This window comes from Plantactinospora sp. KLBMP9567 (assembly GCF_033446045.1).
Taxonomy (GTDB): Bacteria; Actinomycetota; Actinomycetes; order Mycobacteriales; family Micromonosporaceae; genus Plantactinospora.
The window spans coordinates 1-19,106 of record NZ_JAWQRR010000069.1 but is presented as its reverse complement, the minus strand read 5'-3'; the positions used below and the strand labels follow the sequence as shown (position 1 = coordinate 19,106).

General features: G+C 72.6%; 16 protein-coding genes and 2 pseudogenes. 7 read left to right on the top strand and 11 right to left on the bottom strand.

What is annotated here, in order from left to right:
* Positions 1 to 42 precede the first annotated feature (42 nt).
* The 3 genes and pseudogenes from R6Y94_RS43950 to R6Y94_RS43940 all read right to left on the bottom strand — a co-directional run.
* On the bottom strand, positions 43 to 915 hold the full coding sequence (locus R6Y94_RS43950; protein WP_318394587.1) for an N-acetylmuramoyl-L-alanine amidase: 873 nt from the start codon (positions 913 to 915) through the stop codon (positions 43 to 45).
* Between the two features lie 150 nt (positions 916 to 1,065).
* A complete protein-coding gene (locus R6Y94_RS43945) occupies positions 1,066 to 1,932 on the bottom strand; it encodes a lytic transglycosylase domain-containing protein (protein ID WP_318394586.1) in 867 nt (288 codons plus the stop codon).
* Between the two features lie 184 nt (positions 1,933 to 2,116).
* Positions 2,117 to 3,526 (bottom strand): annotated as a pseudogene (locus R6Y94_RS43940) (DedA family protein); the annotation flags it as partial.
* Positions 3,527 to 3,660: 134 nt separating this feature from the next.
* Here R6Y94_RS43940 and typA point away from each other — a divergent pair.
* The 4 genes from typA to R6Y94_RS43920 all read left to right on the top strand — a co-directional run bounded on the left by typA (position 3,661) and on the right by R6Y94_RS43920 (position 8,592).
* Entirely contained in the window at positions 3,661 to 5,529 is a 1,869-nt protein-coding gene (gene typA, locus R6Y94_RS43935; protein WP_318394585.1) for a translational GTPase TypA, read from the top strand.
* A gap of 21 nt (positions 5,530 to 5,550) precedes the next feature.
* Positions 5,551 to 6,411 carry a serine hydrolase gene (locus R6Y94_RS43930; RefSeq protein ID WP_318394584.1) on the top strand — a complete coding sequence of 287 codons (861 nt, stop codon included), beginning with the start codon at positions 5,551 to 5,553 and terminating at the stop codon, positions 6,409 to 6,411.
* A 24-nt stretch (positions 6,412 to 6,435) separates the two neighbouring features.
* Positions 6,436 to 7,530: a dipeptide epimerase gene (locus R6Y94_RS43925; RefSeq protein ID WP_318394583.1), complete on the top strand. Its 1,095-nt coding sequence runs from the start codon at positions 6,436 to 6,438 to the stop codon at positions 7,528 to 7,530.
* A 123-nt stretch (positions 7,531 to 7,653) separates the two neighbouring features.
* Entirely contained in the window at positions 7,654 to 8,592 is a 939-nt protein-coding gene (locus R6Y94_RS43920) for an NlpC/P60 family protein (protein ID WP_318394582.1), read from the top strand.
* A 93-nt stretch (positions 8,593 to 8,685) separates the two neighbouring features.
* On the opposite strand, the gene R6Y94_RS43915 is transcribed toward R6Y94_RS43920, so the two are convergent.
* The 3 genes from R6Y94_RS43915 to pnuC form a co-directional block, all read right to left on the bottom strand.
* The gene (locus tag R6Y94_RS43915; RefSeq protein WP_318394581.1) at positions 8,686 to 9,684 is read right to left on the bottom strand and encodes a TerC family protein; all 999 of its coding nucleotides are present in this window, start codon (positions 9,682 to 9,684) and stop codon (positions 8,686 to 8,688) included.
* A gap of 304 nt (positions 9,685 to 9,988) precedes the next feature.
* A complete protein-coding gene (locus R6Y94_RS43910) occupies positions 9,989 to 11,209 on the bottom strand; it encodes an AAA family ATPase (RefSeq protein ID WP_318394580.1) in 1,221 nt (406 codons plus the stop codon).
* A gap of 2 nt (positions 11,210 to 11,211) precedes the next feature.
* The gene (gene pnuC, locus R6Y94_RS43905; protein ID WP_318394579.1) at positions 11,212 to 11,871 is read right to left on the bottom strand and encodes a nicotinamide riboside transporter PnuC; all 660 of its coding nucleotides are present in this window, start codon (positions 11,869 to 11,871) and stop codon (positions 11,212 to 11,214) included.
* Between the two features lie 107 nt (positions 11,872 to 11,978).
* Between pnuC and R6Y94_RS43900 the strand changes: the two genes are divergently transcribed.
* The 3 genes from R6Y94_RS43900 (at position 11,979) to R6Y94_RS43890 (ending at position 14,036) form a co-directional block, all read left to right on the top strand.
* Positions 11,979 to 12,278 (top strand): antibiotic biosynthesis monooxygenase family protein, encoded by a 300-nt coding sequence (locus R6Y94_RS43900; RefSeq protein ID WP_318394578.1) that lies wholly within the window; start codon positions 11,979 to 11,981, stop codon positions 12,276 to 12,278.
* A gap of 73 nt (positions 12,279 to 12,351) precedes the next feature.
* Positions 12,352 to 12,672 carry a hypothetical protein gene (locus R6Y94_RS43895; RefSeq protein WP_318394577.1) on the top strand — a complete coding sequence of 107 codons (321 nt, stop codon included), beginning with the start codon at positions 12,352 to 12,354 and terminating at the stop codon, positions 12,670 to 12,672.
* The gene (locus R6Y94_RS43890; RefSeq protein WP_318394576.1) at positions 12,672 to 14,036 is read left to right on the top strand and encodes a DUF6745 domain-containing protein; all 1,365 of its coding nucleotides are present in this window, start codon (positions 12,672 to 12,674) and stop codon (positions 14,034 to 14,036) included. The genes R6Y94_RS43895 and R6Y94_RS43890 overlap by 1 nt, the downstream gene beginning before the upstream one ends.
* A gap of 22 nt (positions 14,037 to 14,058) precedes the next feature.
* Here R6Y94_RS43890 and R6Y94_RS43885 read toward each other — a convergent pair whose 3' ends face one another.
* The 5 genes and pseudogenes from R6Y94_RS43885 to R6Y94_RS43865 form a co-directional block, all read right to left on the bottom strand.
* Entirely contained in the window at positions 14,059 to 14,931 is an 873-nt protein-coding gene (locus tag R6Y94_RS43885; RefSeq protein WP_318394575.1) for an STM4011 family radical SAM protein, read from the bottom strand.
* A complete protein-coding gene (locus R6Y94_RS43880) occupies positions 14,928 to 16,454 on the bottom strand; it encodes an STM4012 family radical SAM protein (protein ID WP_318394574.1) in 1,527 nt (508 codons plus the stop codon). Before R6Y94_RS43880 ends, R6Y94_RS43885 begins: the two co-directional genes overlap by 4 nt.
* On the bottom strand, positions 16,451 to 17,287 hold the full coding sequence (locus R6Y94_RS43875; RefSeq protein ID WP_318394573.1) for an STM4013/SEN3800 family hydrolase: 837 nt from the start codon (positions 17,285 to 17,287) through the stop codon (positions 16,451 to 16,453). The genes R6Y94_RS43880 and R6Y94_RS43875 overlap by 4 nt, the downstream gene beginning before the upstream one ends.
* The gene (locus tag R6Y94_RS43870) at positions 17,284 to 18,846 is read right to left on the bottom strand and encodes an STM4014 family protein (RefSeq protein ID WP_318403224.1); all 1,563 of its coding nucleotides are present in this window, start codon (positions 18,844 to 18,846) and stop codon (positions 17,284 to 17,286) included. The genes R6Y94_RS43875 and R6Y94_RS43870 overlap by 4 nt, the downstream gene beginning before the upstream one ends.
* Before the next feature lie 16 nt (positions 18,847 to 18,862).
* Positions 18,863 to 19,106 (bottom strand): annotated as a pseudogene (locus R6Y94_RS43865) (leucine-rich repeat domain-containing protein); the annotation flags it as partial.

The window sequence follows — 19,106 nt, the reverse complement described above, 5'->3', positions numbered from 1 at the left end:
GGCCACACGACCGGCTGACCCGGCCGCCGAGCCGCCGGGTGCTCAGGTCGCAGCAGTGAGTTTGGCGGCCAGCTCCCCGATCCGGTCGCCGAACGCCGCCCGCAGCGCGGCCGCCGCGTCGTCGAGGTCCTTCGAGCCCAGCCCGTTGAGCACGCCGTCGATGATCTGCTGCTCGTTGACCCAGTCCTTGCCGAGCATGTTCATCTGGTTGGCCTTGACCTCGGTCAGCATCCCCTCGATGGTGTAGAAGTGCTGCCGGATATCGGTACGGCCGCTTCCGTCAGGCTTCTGCGCGCCCTGCCACAGAAGGTAGTTGTTGTCCTTGGCGAACTTGAGCAGTTGTTCCTGCTCCTGATCGGACAGTGCCGGCATGATGTTCTCCCCTCCGGACGATGCGGCGACGTCGCGCCGGAACTGGTTCATGTTGAAACTCGGGTCCGTCTTGACACTCGGGTGTCCGTAGCCGGCCGGTTGGTGCTCCTTGTGGCCGGCGATCCCCCAGCCGGTACGGTCGCGCAGCGCCCGTACGCCGCGCACGTAGGAGTCGTACTGCCGGTCGGTCCACGGCTCGCCGAGGGCGTGCTGCGCCTCGATGCCGATCAGGCCGGAGTTGCCGACCCCCTTGAACGGCCCGGCCCAGCCGACCCGGACGTGGTTGCACCGGCCGGAGGCGATCACGTGCCAGTGCCCGGTGCGCGAAAGGTAGAGCTGGGCTATCGGCGGTGGCGCCGTCGCGGAACCGTTGAGCAGGACGTAGATCTCGCCGGCGTCGGTGGAGCGCAGCGAACCGCGGGTCTCGTGGCACATGATCCCGTGTGGATCGAAGGATGTGGACCCGCGACTCCGCCAACCGCCGACCTCGTGCACGGTGAGACCGGCGGACCGGAGCACGTCGGCGAGCCAGAGCAGTCGCATCGATCAGCCCTCCTTACTCGGAGGTAGGGGTTCACTACTGACCGTATCTGCGACGATGGCCCGAGTCCAGTCGTCCAAGCTGCCAATATGAGCAAAAGCAATGGTCAACCGACCCGAGGTCGGGATAGGACGACTAGCCGGCCACCGGCCTCAGAAGGCCAGGCACTCACACTCCGTCATCAGCGCGCGGACGTTACGCACGTACTGCGGGTTGGGGATCTTCAGCCCGTCGTCGGTCACCACCGCCCCCGGCCCGAAGTTGTACGCCGAGATCACCGCGTTCAGCAGACAGGAGTTGAGTTCGGTGCCGCAGTCCTCGGCGGACACCCCGTAGTCGCTCTCGAAGAAGGCGTCACCGATGTACTTGATCAGCCAGGCCAGGTAGTTCGCCCCGAGCGTGGCGTTGTCCCGGTAGGCGTCGATGTCGTACGACTGGTCGAAGCGCTGGTTGACGAAGGCCGCAGTGTCCGGCATGACCTGCATCAGCCCGACCCCGCCGTCGCAGGCGATGATGTTCGACTGCCAGCCGCTCTCCTGCCAGGCGGTGGCCTTGACCAGGTCGACCGGCACCCGGATGCTCGGCGCCGAACTCGGCCAGTAGGTCCGGCCGGCCGCCTCGGTCAGCGCCTGCTTGACCTGGGCCCGGCTGGCCTGGGTGCCCTCGTAGCGCGGCTTGGTGCAGCCGGTCTCGGGCTTGGGCGGCGGCGGGGGCAGCTTCGTCTCGGTCGGCGGCTTGGGGACCTTGCGCGGACCCGGCTTCTTGCTGGCGGTGCGGCTCGGGGTCGCCGACGGGGTCGGCCGGGCGCCGAGCCCCGCCACGGCCGGCGGCTCGGTCGTCGGCTCGCCGGCCGCGACCGGGTCGGCGGCGACGGAGGGGGCGGAGGGGTCGGTCTCCGCCGCGACCGTGGTCGTGCCACCCTCGCCCCCCGGCTCGCCGTTGGCGCAGGCGACCACGCTGGCGAGCGCCAGGACCACCGCCCCCGACACCAGCCCGGTCCTGCGTAGCCACTCAGTCATTCGAGTCCCCCCAGATCTCCCGGCGCACCATAACAGGCACGCCGACAGCTCAGGGTGCCTCGACCCTCCGGCTGGCCGGGGCCGTCTCCTCGACGGCCGGGGTGCCGGCCCGCTCCGCCGACGGCCGCTCCTCACCTGCGGGCGGTCGGGCCTCACCTGCGGGCGGCACGGCCTCGCTTTCCGACGGCTGCCGGGCCTCGGCTGCCGAAGGCCGTGGCGGGTTCGCCGTGGACGGCGCGGCCGAAGCCCCGGCCGCGCGTACCGCGCGGTCCCGGGTCGCCCAGGCGACCATGAAGACCGCGGTCCAGAGCACCCCGAGCAGCATGGAGGTGACCGTCTCGCTGGCCGAACTCCAGCCGACGTAGAGCCGGGCCGCGCCGATCATCACCACCCCGACCGCCGCCACCGTCCAGGCCGCCACCGCCATCGGCCAGCGGCTCTGCCGGGCCAGCAGCCAGGCCAGCGTGCAGAGGCTGGCCGCGACCACGGCGTTCTGGGCCGGCAGCAGCCGTACCGGTGTGCCGCTGGTCGGCCCGGTGACGTCGGTCACCAGGACCAGCACCAGCAGCGGTACGAAGGCGCCGACCGTGCCGAGCACGCTGAGCAGGTCGACCCGCCACGGTCGGGTACGCCAGCCGACCACCGCGGCGACCAGCGCCACCACCAGGATCAGCACCGGACCGCGCAGCGCACCGATCGCGCCGTGCGCCAACTCGGCCACCCCCTCGGTACGCCGGGAGGCGAACCACTCCGCTATCGCGCTGTCGACCACCGACAGCCCGCTGTGCGTGACCACCAGGTCGAGCAGCCAGGCCAGGGTGAGCCCGGTCACGAAGAGCAGCGCCAACCCGGCGACCAGATTGGCCAGCAGCGTCCAGCCCGGCCCGATGTGCATCGACAGCACGAAGAACAGCACCCCGTACCGCCGGGCGAGCCAGCGCAACGGCGGCCGGGCGACGGCCCGGGTCAGCAGCGACCGCACCGGGTCGGGGTTCCGGCCGAGCCAGCGGCCGACCAGCACGATGGCCACGATGAAGACGATCAGCAGCAGTACGGCACCGGTCGCCTTGCCGAGGTAGTGGGAGACCGTCTCGTACGACTCCCCGGCCAGATAGCCGGCCAGCACCGAACCGCCGACCCAGGTCACCACCCCGGCCAGGTTCCACGGCGCGAACCGCCGGTACGGCATCCCGGCGCTGCCGGCCAGCCGGGGCACCAGGGTCCGGGCGAAGGCCACCCAGCGGGCCGCGAAGACCCCGCGCCCGCCCAGCCGGGCCAGCATCGCGTCGGCCTTCGCCCAGCGCTGCGCCCCGACGCGGCTCCCCCAGCGGCCGGCCCGCAGCCGGGTGCCGTGCCGCCGGCCGCTGCGGAAGGCCAGCGCGTCGCCGAGCACCGCTGCGACAATCATCACCACCAGCGCCGGCCCGAGCCGCAGCATCCCGGTGTAGGCGAGGAAGCCGACCAGCAGCAGGGTCGCCTCCGCCGGCATCACCAGGCCGACGATCACCGCCGTCTCGGTGGCCACCAGCAGCGCGGCGACCAGGTAGACCAGCACCGGTGGCAACTCCCGCACCACCGTCAACACATCCTGCACGGCGACCCCCCGAACACCCCGGCCAGCATGCCAGCCGTGTGGTGTGATGGCACAGCGATTCCCGCCGAGAGCGGGGTTACCTCAGGGGGAACCCGGACGCCGGCCCGGATCGCGCAGGCGAGAGGATGGAGGGCATGCAGACCCGCGGGGACCTTCGTAACGTCGCAATCATCGCCCACGTCGACCACGGCAAGACCACCCTGGTCGACGCCATGCTGCGGCAGTCCGGAGCGTTCTCCGCCCGGGCCGAGCCGGCTGACCGGGTGATGGACTCCATGGACCTGGAGCGGGAGAAGGGCATCACCATCCTGGCCAAGAACACCGCCGTGCGCTACCTGCCGGCGGACGGTTCCGACCCGGTCACCATCAACATCATCGACACCCCTGGGCACGCGGACTTCGGCGGCGAGGTGGAACGCGGGCTGACCATGGTCGACGGGGTACTGCTGCTGGTGGACGCCAGCGAGGGCCCGCTGCCGCAGACCCGGTTCGTGCTCCGCAAGGCGCTGCAGGCCCGGCTGCCGATCATCCTCGTGATCAACAAGGTGGACCGGCCGGACGCCCGGATCAAGGAGGTGGTCGACGACACGTACGAACTCTTCCTGGACCTGGACGCGGACGCCGAGCAGATCGACTTCCCGATCATCTACGCCTGCGCCCGGGACGGCATCGCCTCGCTGACCCAACCCCCCGGCGGCACCGTGCCGGCCGACAGCAGCTCGCTGGAGCCGCTCTTCCGCAGCCTGCTCGACACCATCCCGCCGCCGGCCTACGACGAGGCCGCGCCGTTGCAGGCGCACGTGACCAACCTGGACGCCTCGCCGTTCCTCGGCCGGCTGGCGCTGTGCCGGGTCCGCCAGGGCACCGTCACCAAGGGCGAGACGGTGGCCTGGTGCCGCACCGACGGCACCGTGGAGCGGGTCCGGGTCTCCGAACTGCTGATCACCGAGGGCCTGGAGCGCAAGTCGGCCACCTCGGCCGGGCCGGGCGACATCATCGCGGTCGCCGGCATCCCGGAGATCATGATCGGCGAGACCCTGGCCGACCTGGAGGACCCCCGGCCGCTGCCGCTGATCACCGTCGACGAGCCGGCGATCTCGATGACCATCGGCACCAACACCTCGCCGCTGGTCGGCCGGGTCAAGGGCGCCAAGGTCACCGCCCGGATGGTCAAGGACCGGCTGGACCGGGAGCTGATCGGCAACGTCTCGCTCCGGGTGCTCCCCACCGACCGGCCGGACGCCTGGGAGGTGCAGGGCCGGGGCGAGCTGGCGCTGGCCATCCTGGTCGAGCAGATGCGCCGCGAGTCGTACGAGCTGACCGTCGGCAAGCCGCAGGTGGTGACCCGGGAGATCGACGGCAAGACGTGTGAGCCGGTCGAGCGGCTCACCATCGACGCCCCGGAGGAATACCTCGGCGCCATCACCCAGTTGCTGGCCACCCGCAAGGGCCGGATGGAGCAGCTCGTCAACCACGGCACCGGCTGGATCCGGATGGAGTGGCTGGTGCCGGCCCGGGGACTGATCGGCTTCCGGACCGAGTTCCTCACCGACACCCGGGGTACCGGCATCCTGCACCACGTCTTCGAGTCGTACGAGCCGTGGTTCGGCGAGCTGCGGACCAGGAACACCGGATCGCTGGTCGCCGACCGGTCCGGGGTGGCGACCGCGTTCGCGATGCTCAACCTCCAGGAGCGCGGCACCCTCTTCGTCGAGCCGTCCACCGAGGTCTACGAGGGCATGCTGGTCGGCGAGAACTCCCGCTCCGACGACATGGACGTCAACATCACCAAGGAGAAGAAGCTCACCAACATGCGCTCCTCGACCAGCGAGGAGACCGAGAAGCTGATCCCGCCGCGCAAGCTCTCCCTGGAACAGGCCCTGGAGTTCTGCCGCGAGGACGAGTGCGTCGAGGTCACCCCGGTGGCGATCCGGCTGCGCAAGGTCATGCTGGACGCACCGTCCCGGGCCCGGGCCACCGCCCGGCGCAAGCACGCCGGCTGAGTCCGGTCGTACGCTGCGCAGATGCCCTGGGACGCACTCGAGGTCGAACTGGCGGCGGTACCCGGAACAGTCTCGGTCTACGTGGGTCGGCTCGGCCGCCGGCCCGCGTACACCCGGCTGCCGGACACCCCGCACTACGCGGCCAGCACCATGAAGGTGGCGGTGCTGGCCGCCCTGCACCGGGCCGCCGAGGCCGGTGAGCTGGAGCTGGCCGCGCCGGTGCCGGTGCTCAACGAGTTCGACTCGGCCCGGCCGGGCGCGGGCCGGTTCTGCTGCGCGGCCGACTACGACAACGACGAGGCGGTCTGGGCCCGGCTCGGCGGCACCGCACCGCTGGGCTGGCTCGCCGAACGGATGATCGTCCGGTCCAGCAACCTCGCCACCAACCTGGTGCTCGGGCACGTCGGGCTGCCCGCCGTCGCCCAGGTGTGGGCCGACAGTGGTGCCCGGCACAGCCGTACCCAGCGGGGCATCGAGGACTTCGCCGCCCGGGACGCCGGACTCGACAACCAGGTCACCGCCGCCGACCTGGCCGGGCTGCTCGGCGCGATCGCCCGATCCCGACTGGCCTCCCCCGGCACCTGTGCCGCGATGTTGGACGTGCTGTTCGCGCAGGAGCGCGGCGAGGACCTGGCCGCCGGGCTGCCGCCGGGCACCCGGATCGCACACAAGAACGGCTGGGTACGCGGCGTCCGGCACGGTGCCGGCGTGGTCTTCCCGGACGACGCGCCCCCGTACGCCGTGGTGGTCTGCACCAGCGTGCCGCCGGACGGCGACGCCGACCACTCCGGCGACGACCGGGACGAGTGGGCCCGTCGGCTCATCGCCCGGGTCTCGGCGCTGCTCTGGGCCGCCCGGCACCGTCTGGGGACCGTCGGCTGACCCGACGGTCGATATGGTGCCTGCATGTCGATCGCCTCGGTTCGCACCCACCGGCTCTCCGCTCCGCTGCACACCCCGTTCGTGACCGCACTGCGCCGTACCTCCACAGTAGAGACCCTGGTGGTGGAGGTGGTCGACGCCGACGGGCGGTCCGGATTCGGCGAGGCACCCCAGGTGTGGCGGGTGACCGGGGCGTCGATCGGCGGCGCACAGGCCTGTGTCGAGGAGGTGTTCGCCCCGCTGCTGGTCCGACGTGACCCGGACGACCTGGTGGCCCGGTGCGCGGAGGTACGGCGCGCGGTGGTCGGCAACGAGGCGGCGAAGGCTGCGGTGGACGTGGCACTGCACGACCTGGCGGCCCGGCGGCTCGGCGTACCGCTGGTGCGGCTGCTCGGCGGGACGTCCCGGCGGGTCGCCACCGACGTCACACTGTCGGCCGGGGACGCGGTCGAGTTGGCCGGGGCGGCGAAGCAGCGGGTCGCCGACGGTTTCGACGTACTCAAGGTGAAGGTCGGCACGGACGCGGCCGGTGACCTGGCCCGGATCCGGGCGGTACGCGCCGCCGCCGGCCCGCAGGCCCGGATCCGGCTCGACGCCAACCAGGGCTGGACGCCCCGGGAGGCGGTCCGGGTGATCCGCGGTGTCGAGGACGCCGGCCTCGACGTGGAACTGGTGGAGCAGCCGGTGCACGCCCGGGACATCGCCGGGCTGGCCTGGGTGGCCGAGCGGGTGGACGTGCCGATCCTGGCCGACGAGTCGGTCTACGGACTGCGCGACCTGGTCGAGGTGATCCAGCGGCGGGCCGCGGACATGGTGAACGTGAAACTGGCCAAGTGCGGTGGGCTGGGCCCGGCCCGGACGCTGCTGGAGCTGGCCGCCGAGCACGGCCTCGGCACCCTGGTCGGCTCGATGATGGAGAGTCAGATCGGGCTCGGCGCGGCTGCCAGCCTGGTGGCCGCGTACGGCACCAGCGCCGTGTCGGACCTGGACGCCGCCTGGTGGCTGGCCTGGTCGCCGGTGCAGGGCGGCATCCGGTACGAGAACGCCACCGTCGTGTTGCCCGACGCTCCCGGTCTCGGCATCGCCGGCCTGCACCGGACGCCGCCGCCGACGCCCTGACGCCGCCCCGCCGGTCCCGGCCGCGCTGCAGCCCATGAAGGCAACATTCAGTCGCATGTTGCAGTGCGGCGCTAATTTTCATAGGGTTTCGGGCGAGAGCGGGCGAGGACGGGTGGTACTGACATGGTGCTGCGCTCGGGGCGCGAAGCCGTTGTCCGGGTCGGCGTCGCCACCCTGTGGGCCGGTCCCGAGGCCGTCCGCCCGGTGGACGCACCGGCCCTGTCCCGCCGGACCGACATCGCCGGCTGGATCTCCGGGATGACCGTCGACCAGCGGGACGGCGACTGCGTGCTCAGTCAGCTCCTGCTCGGCGAGCGGGTGCTGGTCGAGGAGGTCCGCCCGGACGGCTGGGTCCGGGTCGTCGCGGTGGAACAGCCGGCGGCCAGACTCGACCCCCGGGGCTATCCGGGCTGGCTCCCGCGCGAACAGCTCGTCGAGCCCGCCGATCCGGTACCGGCCCCGCCGGATCTGGTCGTCGCGGCGACGGTCACCCGGTTGCACGACGCCCCGTCCGGCGCGGTGGTGCTGCCCGGCGTCATCCTGGGCACCCGGCTGACCGGCGCGGGTCCGACCCACGCCGGCTGGCGCCCGGTCCGGGTCCCCGACCACAGGCTGCCGCTCTGGGCACCCGACAGCCATCTCGCCCCGGCACCGACCCGGCCGCCCAGCCCGACCGAGGTACTCGCGGTGGCCAGCCGGCTGCGGGACGTGGTCTATCTCTGGGGCGGCGTCTCGGCGTACGGCATCGACTGCTCCGGCCTGGTGCACCTGGCCTGGCGGCGCTTCGGCATACGCCTGCCCAGGGACGCCGACGACCAGGCGGCGGCGACGGTCCCGGTGCCGCTCGGCGCGGAACGACCCGGCGACCTCTACTTCTTCGCCCGGCCGGGCCGGCCGGTCCACCACATCGGTATCGTCACCGCGCCCCCCGGGCCGGACGGCGACCGGCGGATGCTGCACGCCTGCTACACCAAGCGGCGGGTCCTGGAGGAACCGATGCCCGCCGACCGGGCCGCGACCCTGGTCGGCGCGCACCGGGTCACCGAACCCTTTCCTGGCTGAGACACCTCAGCCCCGCCCTTCGTCCGGGCCACCCCGGACGGTAAGGGGAGGTGGAGAAGATTCGCTCCCTGACCCGCCGCTCCGGCGCTTATTTCAGGCGACCGGCACCTTCTCGGCTGACCGGCGGTCCCGGCTGGACTTGATCAGGCTGGCCACGGTGGCGATCGCCAGCGTGCCCAGGATGATGGTGAGGGAGAGCCAGATCGGGATGTGCGGCGCCCAAGCGACCGGCGCGCCACCGTTGAGGAACGGCAGGTTGTTGCCGGCCAGCGCCTCCAGCACCAGCTTGACGCCGATGAAGCCGAGCACCACGGCGAGCCCGATGTTGAGGTAGACCAGCCGGTCGAGCAGCCCGCCGAGCAGGAAGTAGAGCTGCCGCAGCCCCATCAGCGCGAAGACGTTGGCGGTGAAGACGAGGTAGGGCTCCTGGGTGATCCCGAAGATCGCCGGGATGGAGTCGAGCGCGAAGACCAGGTCGGTGGTGCCGATCGCGATCAGCACGATCAGCATCGGGGTGAAGAGCCGGCGGCCGTTCTCCTGGATGGTGATCCGGGCGCCGGAGAAGTCCCGGGATACCGGCAGGGCCCGCCGGCTCCATCGGATCAGGATGTTCTCCTTGAAGTCGTCCTCGGTCGGCTCACCCTGGCGGAAGAAGTTGATCGCCGTGTAGATGAGGAAGGCGCCGAAGATGTAGAAGACCCAGGAGAACTGGTTGATCAGCGCCGCGCCGGCCGCGATGAAGCCGCCGCGCATCACCAGCGCCAGCACGATGCCGATCAGCAGTACCTTCTGCTGGTACTGCCGGGGCACGCCGAATCTGGACATAATGATCACGAACACGAAGAGGTTGTCCACCGAGAGGCTGTACTCGGTGAGCCAGCCGGTGAAGAACTCCCCGGCCACGGTGGCGTCGGTGGTCAGGAACAGGCCGACCCCGAAGACGATCGCGAGGCCGACGTAGAAGCTGACCCAGAGGCCAGACTCCCTCAGACTCGGCTCGTGCGGTCGTCGACCGATGATCACGAGATCAAGTAGCAGGATCGCCGTCAGCACAACTAGCGAGACGACCCACACCCAGGTGGACACGTTCAAGGCACTCCTCCGGCAGGCACGCGGCACCGCCGTCAGCACGCGGATGACGCGCGTCAGGCGGTGTAGACGGTGGTGACTGTCGGAGGTCTCTTCCGCCATCGCCACGCGGAGACGCCGCGGCGACAACCTACGGTGCCGGGTCCTCGTACCGGTCTACCGGCCGACGACCGTGTTGACGACACCGTCGCGAAGGAATACTCCCCTCCTACAGCGCCATTGTTCACCATTCCCCGCCCGTCGCGCATCTCCCCCTGTGGGGGCGCCTGACTCACCACCGGTAAATCATCCTAGGAACCTAGGTGCACTACCGAGGTAACAACGGGTCGGCGAGGGACCAACCCGCCGCCAGCATCGCGTCGCAGGCCAGGATCGCCGCGCCCAACCGGTCCGGAAGCGGACCGGTGAGTTCGATCACGGGTACCCCGGATTCGGCCAACACCACCCGAAACCGCTCGGTCATCCAGCCGCGCAGGTGCGCACCGTCCCGCAGGCCGTCGTCGGTGAACGGCACCCCGTGGTGGTCGGTCAGCAGATAGAGATCGGGTCGACGGGCGGCGGCCCGGACCCGGGGTGAGGTCGAGCCGAGGTACCGCTCCTCCCAGACCGCGGTGGCCCGGGCGTCGGTGTCGCAGAACAGCAGCGGCCCGCTGCGCCGGGCGGCGGCGTCCTCGGCGGCCTGCTGCTCCCGGACCACCGTCTCGAAGTCGGCCCGGTCCCAGACCACGTCGAAGATCGTCGCGTCGGGTTCGGTGCCCCGCAACCGGGCCAACTTGGCGGCGGTGAGTTCCCGGCCGTACTCCGGTACCCAGCAGGTGCCGTAGTGCTCGGCCAGCGCCTCGGCGACCGTGGTGGTCCCGGTGGACTCGGCGCCCACCACCACGATCCGGCGGACGAACCAGGCCCGGACCGGCGCGCTGAGCATCGCCCAGTGCGCCACCGGATCCGCCCGGACCGCCGTGCCGGAGACCGGTACGGCGGCCCGGGCCGGATCGACGGGTACGTCCACCGCGTCGAACCGGCGGGCCAGCTCCGCGCCGTACGCCTCCGAGGAGAAGACCGCGTCGACCCGGGCCGGTCCGACCGCCGCCCGGAACACCGCGCAGTGCGCGTCCCAGGCGGCCGGGTCGGCGTAGTCGACCGGATGGTCGTCGTACCGGCCGACGAACCGGACGTGCCGGTCGGCGGCGTGCACCTCACGCAACCAGTCCAGCCGCAGCTCCAGCGGGATCGACTCCCGCCGGGACGGCGCCACCACCACGGTGACGGCGGCGCAGCGGCGGGCCGCCTCGGCGATCAGCGCGTGGTGCCCGGCGTGCGGCGGATAGAACTTCCCCACCACCAGCCCGTGCCCGAACTCCGGTCGGCCCGCCGCCTCCGGCACCGGGTCCGCGGCCTCCACCGGATCCGCCGCCTGGGCCGCTCGCCCGGGCCGGGCGGCTGCCGGAAAGCTGCCGGTGTTCCGCGCGGTCGCCCGGGCCGTCCGGCCGGGCCACGGTGCGGCGGAGGGGTTGTCGGTGTCCCGCACGGTCACGGGGTGGCGGGGGCCGGGCCGGGCGCCACCGGCCGGGCCGCCGCGGCCGAGAGCCGGCGCAGGTCGGCCCGCCAGTTCCGCAACCCGAGTACGCAGAGCCCGAGGAAGACCACGTACAGCCCGGCGGTGAGGTAGAGCCCCTTGTAGGCGTAGAGCGGGATGTAGACGAGATCGGCGGTGATCCAGATCCACCAGCTCTCCACCCGCTTGCGGCACTGGCCGTACGTCGCCATCAGGGAGAGCGCGGTGGTCAACGCGTCCGGCAGCGGCACGGTCGAGTCGGTCGCCCGGTCCAGCAGCAGCCAGAGCAGCAGCGTCAGAACCGCGCCGGCACCGACCAGCACTGTCCACTCCCGACGATCGGTCCGACCGACCACCAGCCGGCTCCGCTCGGCACCGCCGAACAGCCACGCCCACCAGCCGTACAGGCCGAGTCCGACGTAGACGATCTGGAGCCCGGCGTCGGCGTACAGGCCGGCGGTCCAGAAGAGCACCATCAGCAGCAGCACGTTGGCGATGCCGACGGGCCAGTTCCACGTCTTCTGCCGGGCCAGCAGCCAGACGTTGAGCACCCCGGTCGCGAAGCCGAGCAGTTCGGCCCGGCTGGTCGGGGTACCCGCCACGGTGAACGCCGTACCGGTCAGCCAGTCGAGCATGGCGCACCTCCCGCAAGATCCTCCGGAGTTCCTACCGTAGGTACCGTCGGGCGGAACGGGTATACCCCGATCGACCAGCCCGGGCCCGTCCGTGCCATGCTGCGATCATGGTGCTGGAGGTTGCGCTGATCGACGTGCTGGCCGGTCAGGAGGAGGCGTTCGCCGAGGCGTACGCCAAGGGTCACGCGACACTCGCCGGCACCCCCGGATGTCGGTCCATCCGGATGACCCGGGGGATCGAGTCGCCGTCCCGGTTCGTGCTGCTGGTCGAGTGGGACTCGGTCGAGGCACACCTGGAGAACTTCCGGGCTACCGACCGGTTCAGCACCTGGCGCTCGCTGATCGGCCCCTATTTCGCCGCCCCGCCGGTCGTCGAGCACTTCACCGACGTACCGCCGCCGGCCTGACCGCCGACTCGGCGAAACTGTCGTACGCCGTCGCTAGTGTGCCGGGGAGACAACGGTTCCTCGGAGGCGGCGGATGTATCGACAGGGCGACGTGCTGGTCGAGGCGATCGACCCGGCGACGATGCCCGGCGGGCTCGTCCCGGCCGGGCGTGACGGCCGGGGCCGGCTGGTCCTGGCCCGCGGCGAGGCGACCGGGCACGCCCACGTGGTGACCGGATCCAGGCTCACCGCCTGGGCCCTGCCCGACCAGGTCGAGCCGGCGTTCCTGGTGATCGAGGGCTACGGCCGGCTCGGCCACGAGGAGCACGGTCCGATCGCCCTGCCGGCCGGCACCTACCGGGTGGTGCGGCAGCGGGAATACCTGCCCGGCAGCTGGCGACCGGTGGCGGACTGATGGACACCGACGCCCTGCGCCGGGACCGACCTGCTGCCACCGTCTCCACGCCGATCGCGGCCGGCGCCGACGAGCGGGCCGATGGGGAGGCGGCCCGGCTCGCGCGGGTCGCCGACACCTGGCTCGCCCACGGGCTGGCCACCGGGCCGGCCGATCGCCCGGTGGCCGAGGCCGCCGTCCGACGGGCCTATGCGGCGGCCGGACTGGCACCGCCCCGGCAGGTGTTCTGGCTCCCGTCGCCGCGCGCCGGCGCGCTGGCCGCCGCCCTGTTGACCGGGGCGGCCCCGTCGACCGATCCGAATACCGGCACCGCCGGCCCCGGCGGGTTCGGGGCCGCCGGGTCCGGCGGGTCCGGCGGGTCTGGGTCCGGCGGGTCCGGGGGGTTCGGGGCCGGCGGGTCGGCGTCGGCAACCTCTCCGGTGCCCGGCGGCGACCCGGCCGGCTACGACCAGGGCGGCGGTGGGCTGGCCGAGGCGGTCGCCGAGGTGTTGGCGGCGCTGCGGACCCAGGGCGGCGAGCCCGGGGTGACCGATCCCGGCCAGCCGCTCCGGCCCGCCCTGCGCACCGCGCCGTGGGCAACGGCGCGGGCCGCCGCCGTCGAGCGGCTCGGCCCGGCCGGCTGGGCCGCGCATTGGGCGGCCGGCGGGCGCCGCACCTGGCACCTGCTCACCGATCGCATCTTCACCCCGCTGCGCAACCAGCTCGGCGCCGACCTGACGGCACAGGTCGACGACGCGTTCACCCGGCGGGCCCGGGCCGGGCTGCTCGACGCGGTGCCGGGCCAGCACGACGCGGCCTGGCTGGCCGCCTTCGACGGCGAGCCGGGGCTGGCCGGTCTCGCCGGGGTCACCGCCGCCGCCGGCTGGTGGTGGCCGTACGAGCGGCTGGTCATCCTCACCGAGCGGCCGACCCGGCTGCACCGGGACAACCTCGGTCGGCTGCATCACGACGACGGTCCGGCACTGGCCTATCCGGACGGGTTCGGGCTGCACGCCTGGCGAGGGATGCCGATCCCGGCCGGCGTCGCCGCCGAGCTGCCGACGCTGACCGTGGAACGGATCCGGGCGGAGCGCAACGCCGAGGTCCGCCGGGTGATGCTGGAGCACTTCGGCTACGACCGCTACCTGCGGGAGAGCCGGACGACGGCGGTGCACCGCGACGAGTACGGCGTGCTCTGGCGGCTCAACCTGCCGCAGGACGAGCCACTGGTGATGGTGGAGGTGGTCAATGCCACCCCGGAGCCGGACGGCACCCGGCGCACGTACTGGCTGCGGGTGCCGCCGGACACGCGTACCGCGCGGGCGGGTGTCGCCTGGACGTTCGGGGTGGAGCCGGAGCGGTATGCGCCGCTGGTGCAGACCTGACCGCGGCCCGGCCGCCCCGGGTTCAGCCCAGCGCCACGGACGGTACGCCCCAGCGGGCCGGGATCCGTTCCAGCACTCCTGAAGCGAAGACCTCGTACAGCGGCAGGGTTCGCAGGTGGACATAGCCGATGTGGCAGTCGCAGGCGGTGTTCGGGCACGGCCGGGGCCGCAACGCGACACGGTACGACCCGTCGTAGAGGTTGCCCAACGGTGTCTCCACGAAGTGGCAGCGCCGCACCGAGCCGTCGCCACGCACCGAGATCACGGTCTCGCCGGCCCGGCAGGGCACACCGGCCGACGGATGCGGCCGCACGCTGTAGCCGAAGAGCGGGTCGAGCCCGGTCCAGGCCGCCTCCTCGGCGGCGGTGTAGGAGTAGCCCTCGGCCGCGTTCACCCAGAGGTAGACGTCGGCGGGGAGCGCCGCCCGGACCGCCTCCGCCTCGGCGAGCTGCTCCGGCAGCCCGACCACGCCGACCGAGTACCGCACCCCCAGCTCGCTGAGCCGGGCGCAGCGGTCGAGGAAGGTCTCCCGGCGTACCTGTCCGGGATGGTAGGTGGCCCAGAGCGCGAGCGTACGCCGGTCGGCGGCGGCCAGCCAGTCCAGCCGGCAGGCCAGGTTGGTCTGGATCGCCACCCGGTCCAGGTGCGGCAGCCGGGAGAGCGTCACCAGCGCCTCCCGGTACCAGGACCGGGACAGTCCCTCGCCCCACGGCGTGAAGAGCACCGACAGGCGGTCGTCGTCAGGGTTGCGGGTCGCCCAGTCGACGAACCGGCCCAGCGCGGCCCGGTCGGCGGCGAGTTCGGCCCGGCTGTCGCGGCGCTTCGCGAACGGACAGTAGGGGCAGTCGTAGTTGCAGCTCGCCAGCGGGCCGCGGTAGAGCACCGAGAGGTTCATCGGAGCGGGTACTCGGCCATCGCCCGGCGGACCGGGCCGGAGACCAGCCACGGCCCGATCGCGTCGGAGCGTTCCAGCCCGGCCTCGGTCAGCGCGGTCCGGCCGTGCACCGAGGTCAGCCAGCCACGCTCGGCGAGCCGGTCGAGCTGCGGAAAATCGTCGTCAACCCGGCTGCCGAACCGGTCGAGATAGCCGGCCGGATCGAACCCCTCCGCCCGGAGCAGTGACTTGACCAGCCAGCGGCGCCGCTGTTCGACCGGGTCGAGCCGGAAGCCGACCTCGGCGACGTCGAAGTCGACGGCAGGCCGGCGCAGGTAGTCCTCGATGATGCCCCGGACGTGCCGGACCCCGACCGCGTAGTCGAACGAGTAGTGCAGGTCGGTGGTGTATGACCGGGCCCCGCACCCCAGCCCCACCATTCCGTCGTCCTGGCAGCAGTAGTCCGGCCCGGCCCGCCCCGGATCGTCGGCGGTCAGCCTGGGCCCCTCGGAGGTCCACTCGGACCCGCCGAAGGTCCGCACTGGGTCGTCGGAGGCCCGGCCTGGGTCGTCGGCGGTCAGGTCGGCGTGGCGGAAGTGCCGCAGCGAGAGCTGCCGGTAACCGGCGGCCCGCAGCGCGTCCCGGCCCTGCCGGTACAGCGCCAGCCGCTGCGCGTCCCAGGCCGGGTCGGCGCCGTCCGCTGTGGCGGGAATCCGGCCGAGGCCGGTGAGCGGGCGGACGTAGAGCGGATAGAGGAACACCTCCTCCGGCCGCCAGCGCAGTGCGGACGAGATCGACTCGGCCCAGGTCGCCGAGGTCTGACCGGGGATCCCATAGATCAGGTCGAGGTTCAGCTCCGGGATGTCGTATGCCCGGATGGTGTCCAGGGCCCGTTCGACCTCGGCGCGGCGCTGTGGTCGCCCGGCCGCCCGCGCCTCGCTGTCCAGGAAGCTCTGCACCCCGATGCTGACCCGGGTGGTGCCGCGCTCGGCCAGCACTGCGATCCGGTCGGCGGTGGCGGTGGCCGGGGAGGTCTCCACCGCCATCGGCACCGACCCGAGCCGGGCGCCGAAGCCGGCGAGCAGGTCGAACATCGCGGTCAACTCGGCCGCGTCCAGATAGGTCGGAGTGCCGCCGCCGACCGCCACCCGGGCGTACCCGACGCCGTCGCCGAGCGCCTCCCGGACCCGGTCGGCCTGCCGGGCCAACTGGTCGAGATAGCCGCGCACCTGCTCGGCGGGCGGGTTCGAGCGGGTGAACAGGTTGCAGAAGCCGCAGCGCATCTCGCAGAACGGCACATGCAGGTAGAGGAAGAGTGCGTCCCGCCGCTCACCCGCCCAGACCTCACGCAGCGCCGGGCGCGGTCGCAGCGGCCGGTACGCCGTCTTGTGCGGGTACGCGTACAGGTAACCCTGGTACGGCGACCCGTCCAGCGAGTTGGCGACCCCGACTGAACCTTTTTCAACCTCCCCCTGCGGTCCGTCCTGGCCGCAGGTGGACGTCGGAGCGCGACCGCCGCGCGGTGCGGGTCGAGAAGGGTTCACTGTTCCGGCCCGGGCCAGTCGCCGGGCTTGCCCCAGTCACCCGGTTCGAGGACGAACTGCCCGTACGGGACCGTCCACACCACCTCGTGACCGAGCCGGTGACCGCTGTGCCCCTCCTCGCCGTACGCCGTGCCGTGATCGGAGCAGAGCAGCACCAGGCAGGGCCGGTCCCGGGAGGTGGCGAGGGCGAAGAGCCGCCCGATGTGCCGGTCGACGTACTCCAGCGCGGCGGCGTGACTCTCCCGGCTGTCCCGATCGGCGCCGGGCAGGTAGTGCCGGTTCGGCTGGTGGATCGCGGCGACGTTGACGAAGAGGAAGAGCGGCCGGTCCTCCGGCACCGTGGGCAGCACGGTGGCGATCCGGTCGAGCTGCGCCTCGAAACAACGCGGTGCGGAGACGCCGAACTCGGGCTCCCAGTGCGCCTCCGCGAAGAGGGCCGGCAGCACGCCGCCCAGCGGCGACTTGCCGTTGAAGAAGCCGACCCCGCCGACGCAGACGGTGTGGTAGCCGGCCCCGGCGAGGCCCCGGACCACGTCCGGGGCGTCGAAGGTCCAGGTCTGCTCACCGGTGGTCTCGCTGCCTGGAAAGGCCGCCGCGAAGAGCCGGCTGTGCGGGCCGGGTGTGGTCGGCGTGGGCAGGAAGCCGGCAAAGAACGCCTGGTGCGCCGCGTAGGTGAAGCTGGCCGGACTGTGCCGCCGCTCCCAGACCCCGCCGGGCAGCGCGCGGACCAGGTTCGGCGTACGCCCGGCCGCGGCCAGCTCCTCGGCCACGTCGTGGCGGAGTGTGTCCAGGGTGACGAACAACAGGTCGTGGCTGCCGATCAGCTCCTTCATGCCGCCCTCCCCACCTTTCTGTCACGTCCCGGGTTCTCATGCTGCCCAATGCCGCCGTCGCCCGCGCGCCGGGGCCCCCACCCGTCCGCCCCGGCCGCCGACTCCAGCCGCGCCGTCGATGCCGGCTCGGCCGTCGTTCCAGTCCCTGTGGTCGGCTCCGGCTCGGCGGTCGACTCCAGCATGGTCGGCCCCAGCAGGGTCGACTCCAGCAGGGTCGACTCCAGCAGGGTCGACTCCAGCAGGGTCGACTCCAGCAGGGTCGACTCCAGCAGGGTCGACTCCAGCAGGGTCGACTCCAGCAGGGTCGACTCCAGCAGGGTCGACTCCAGCAGGGTCGACTCCAGCAGGGTCGGCGCGGTGGCCCGCCACCGGTCGAACCGGCCGGTCCGCAGCGCGTGCAGTTCTGCCGCGTAACTGTCCCGGCCGGCGGGGTCGGAGAGCCCCGGCAGCAGGTCGCCGAAGGCGTTCACCTCGGCCACCGCGTGCCGCTGCCAGCCCGTACCTATCAGCAGGTCCACCCCGACGTGCAGGCTGCCCGGGAAACAGGCGGCGGCACGGACGCAGTTCTGCAGCGCGGCGGCGTATGCCGACTCGCCCATCGCCGCCCGCAGTGCGGACAGGTCTGCCCGGGCGTTGCCGAGGTGCAGGTTGGTCAGCGGGCCGGGGCTGGCCCGGACCACGACGTGCTCCGGGCGACCGGCGACCACCAGCACCCGCAGGTCGATCGTCCGATCGCCCAGCCCGGCCTTGGGAAACCAGCGCTCGACGTGCAGGCCGTCCGGGGCCAGCCGGTCGACGATCGCCGCGATCTGCCGCTCGTCGGTGTAGTCGCGGACCCGCAACGAGTTGTAGAGCTTGCCGCCGGCGGTCAGCTCGACCGAGGTGGTGGCCCGGATCCGGCCCGGCGCCACCTGAAGGGCGAGCACCCCGGACGCGGACGAGCCGTGCGCCGGCTTGACGAAGACCCGGGACCAGCCGGCGGCCCGCATCGCCGCGCGCAGCTCCGGGTAACCCCCGGTCGAACCGGCCTGCCCGGCCGATCCGACCGAAGTGGACGGTGACGGCGACGCGGACGGCACCGTGGGCCCGGGTGACCCCGTGAGCCCAGGTGACGCCGTGGGCGGCGCGGATGGTGCCGTGCGCAGCGCTGGCGGCACCGGCACCCGGGCGGCGGTCAGCCGGGCGTGACAGGTCCGCTTGTCGAACATCGCGAGCACGTCGTCCGGGTCGTTGAGCAGGGTCGCTCCGGCGGACCGGGCCGCCTCGCCGAGCCGGCCCAGGGCAGCGCGGAATCCGGCGTACCAGGCGGCGAGGCCGACGATCTCGCCGTGCTCGGCGGGCCGGTCGGCACCGCGCAGCAACCGGTCGACCTCGGCATCCTCGCCGGGCGAGTCGATCCGCACCACGGCCGCCCGGGGCAGCCAGACCGGACCGGTCGCCAGCCGCCGCCAGGGCAGCACCACCACCGGTACGCCCGCCTCGGTAGCGGCGGCCCGGAACAGCGTCACCCGGCGGTTCTCCGGGTTGCCGACGACCACCAGCGGCACCCTGCCAGTCATCCGTCGATCATGCCAGTCACTCCCCGACGGCCACGTACCGGTCGCCGTACCCGTCGGGCAACGCCGCCTCGGTGAGCTCGACCTCCACCCCGGGCAGCGCCGCGACCAGCCGATCGGCCAGTTCGGCGCCGATGTAGTGGTGGTGCAGGTCGAGCCGACGCAGATGCGTCAACGGCTGCCCCGCCAGCAACGCCGCCGCACCCTCGTCGGAAAGAATCCCCAACGACAGATCCAACTCCCGCAACCGCGCCACCACCGGC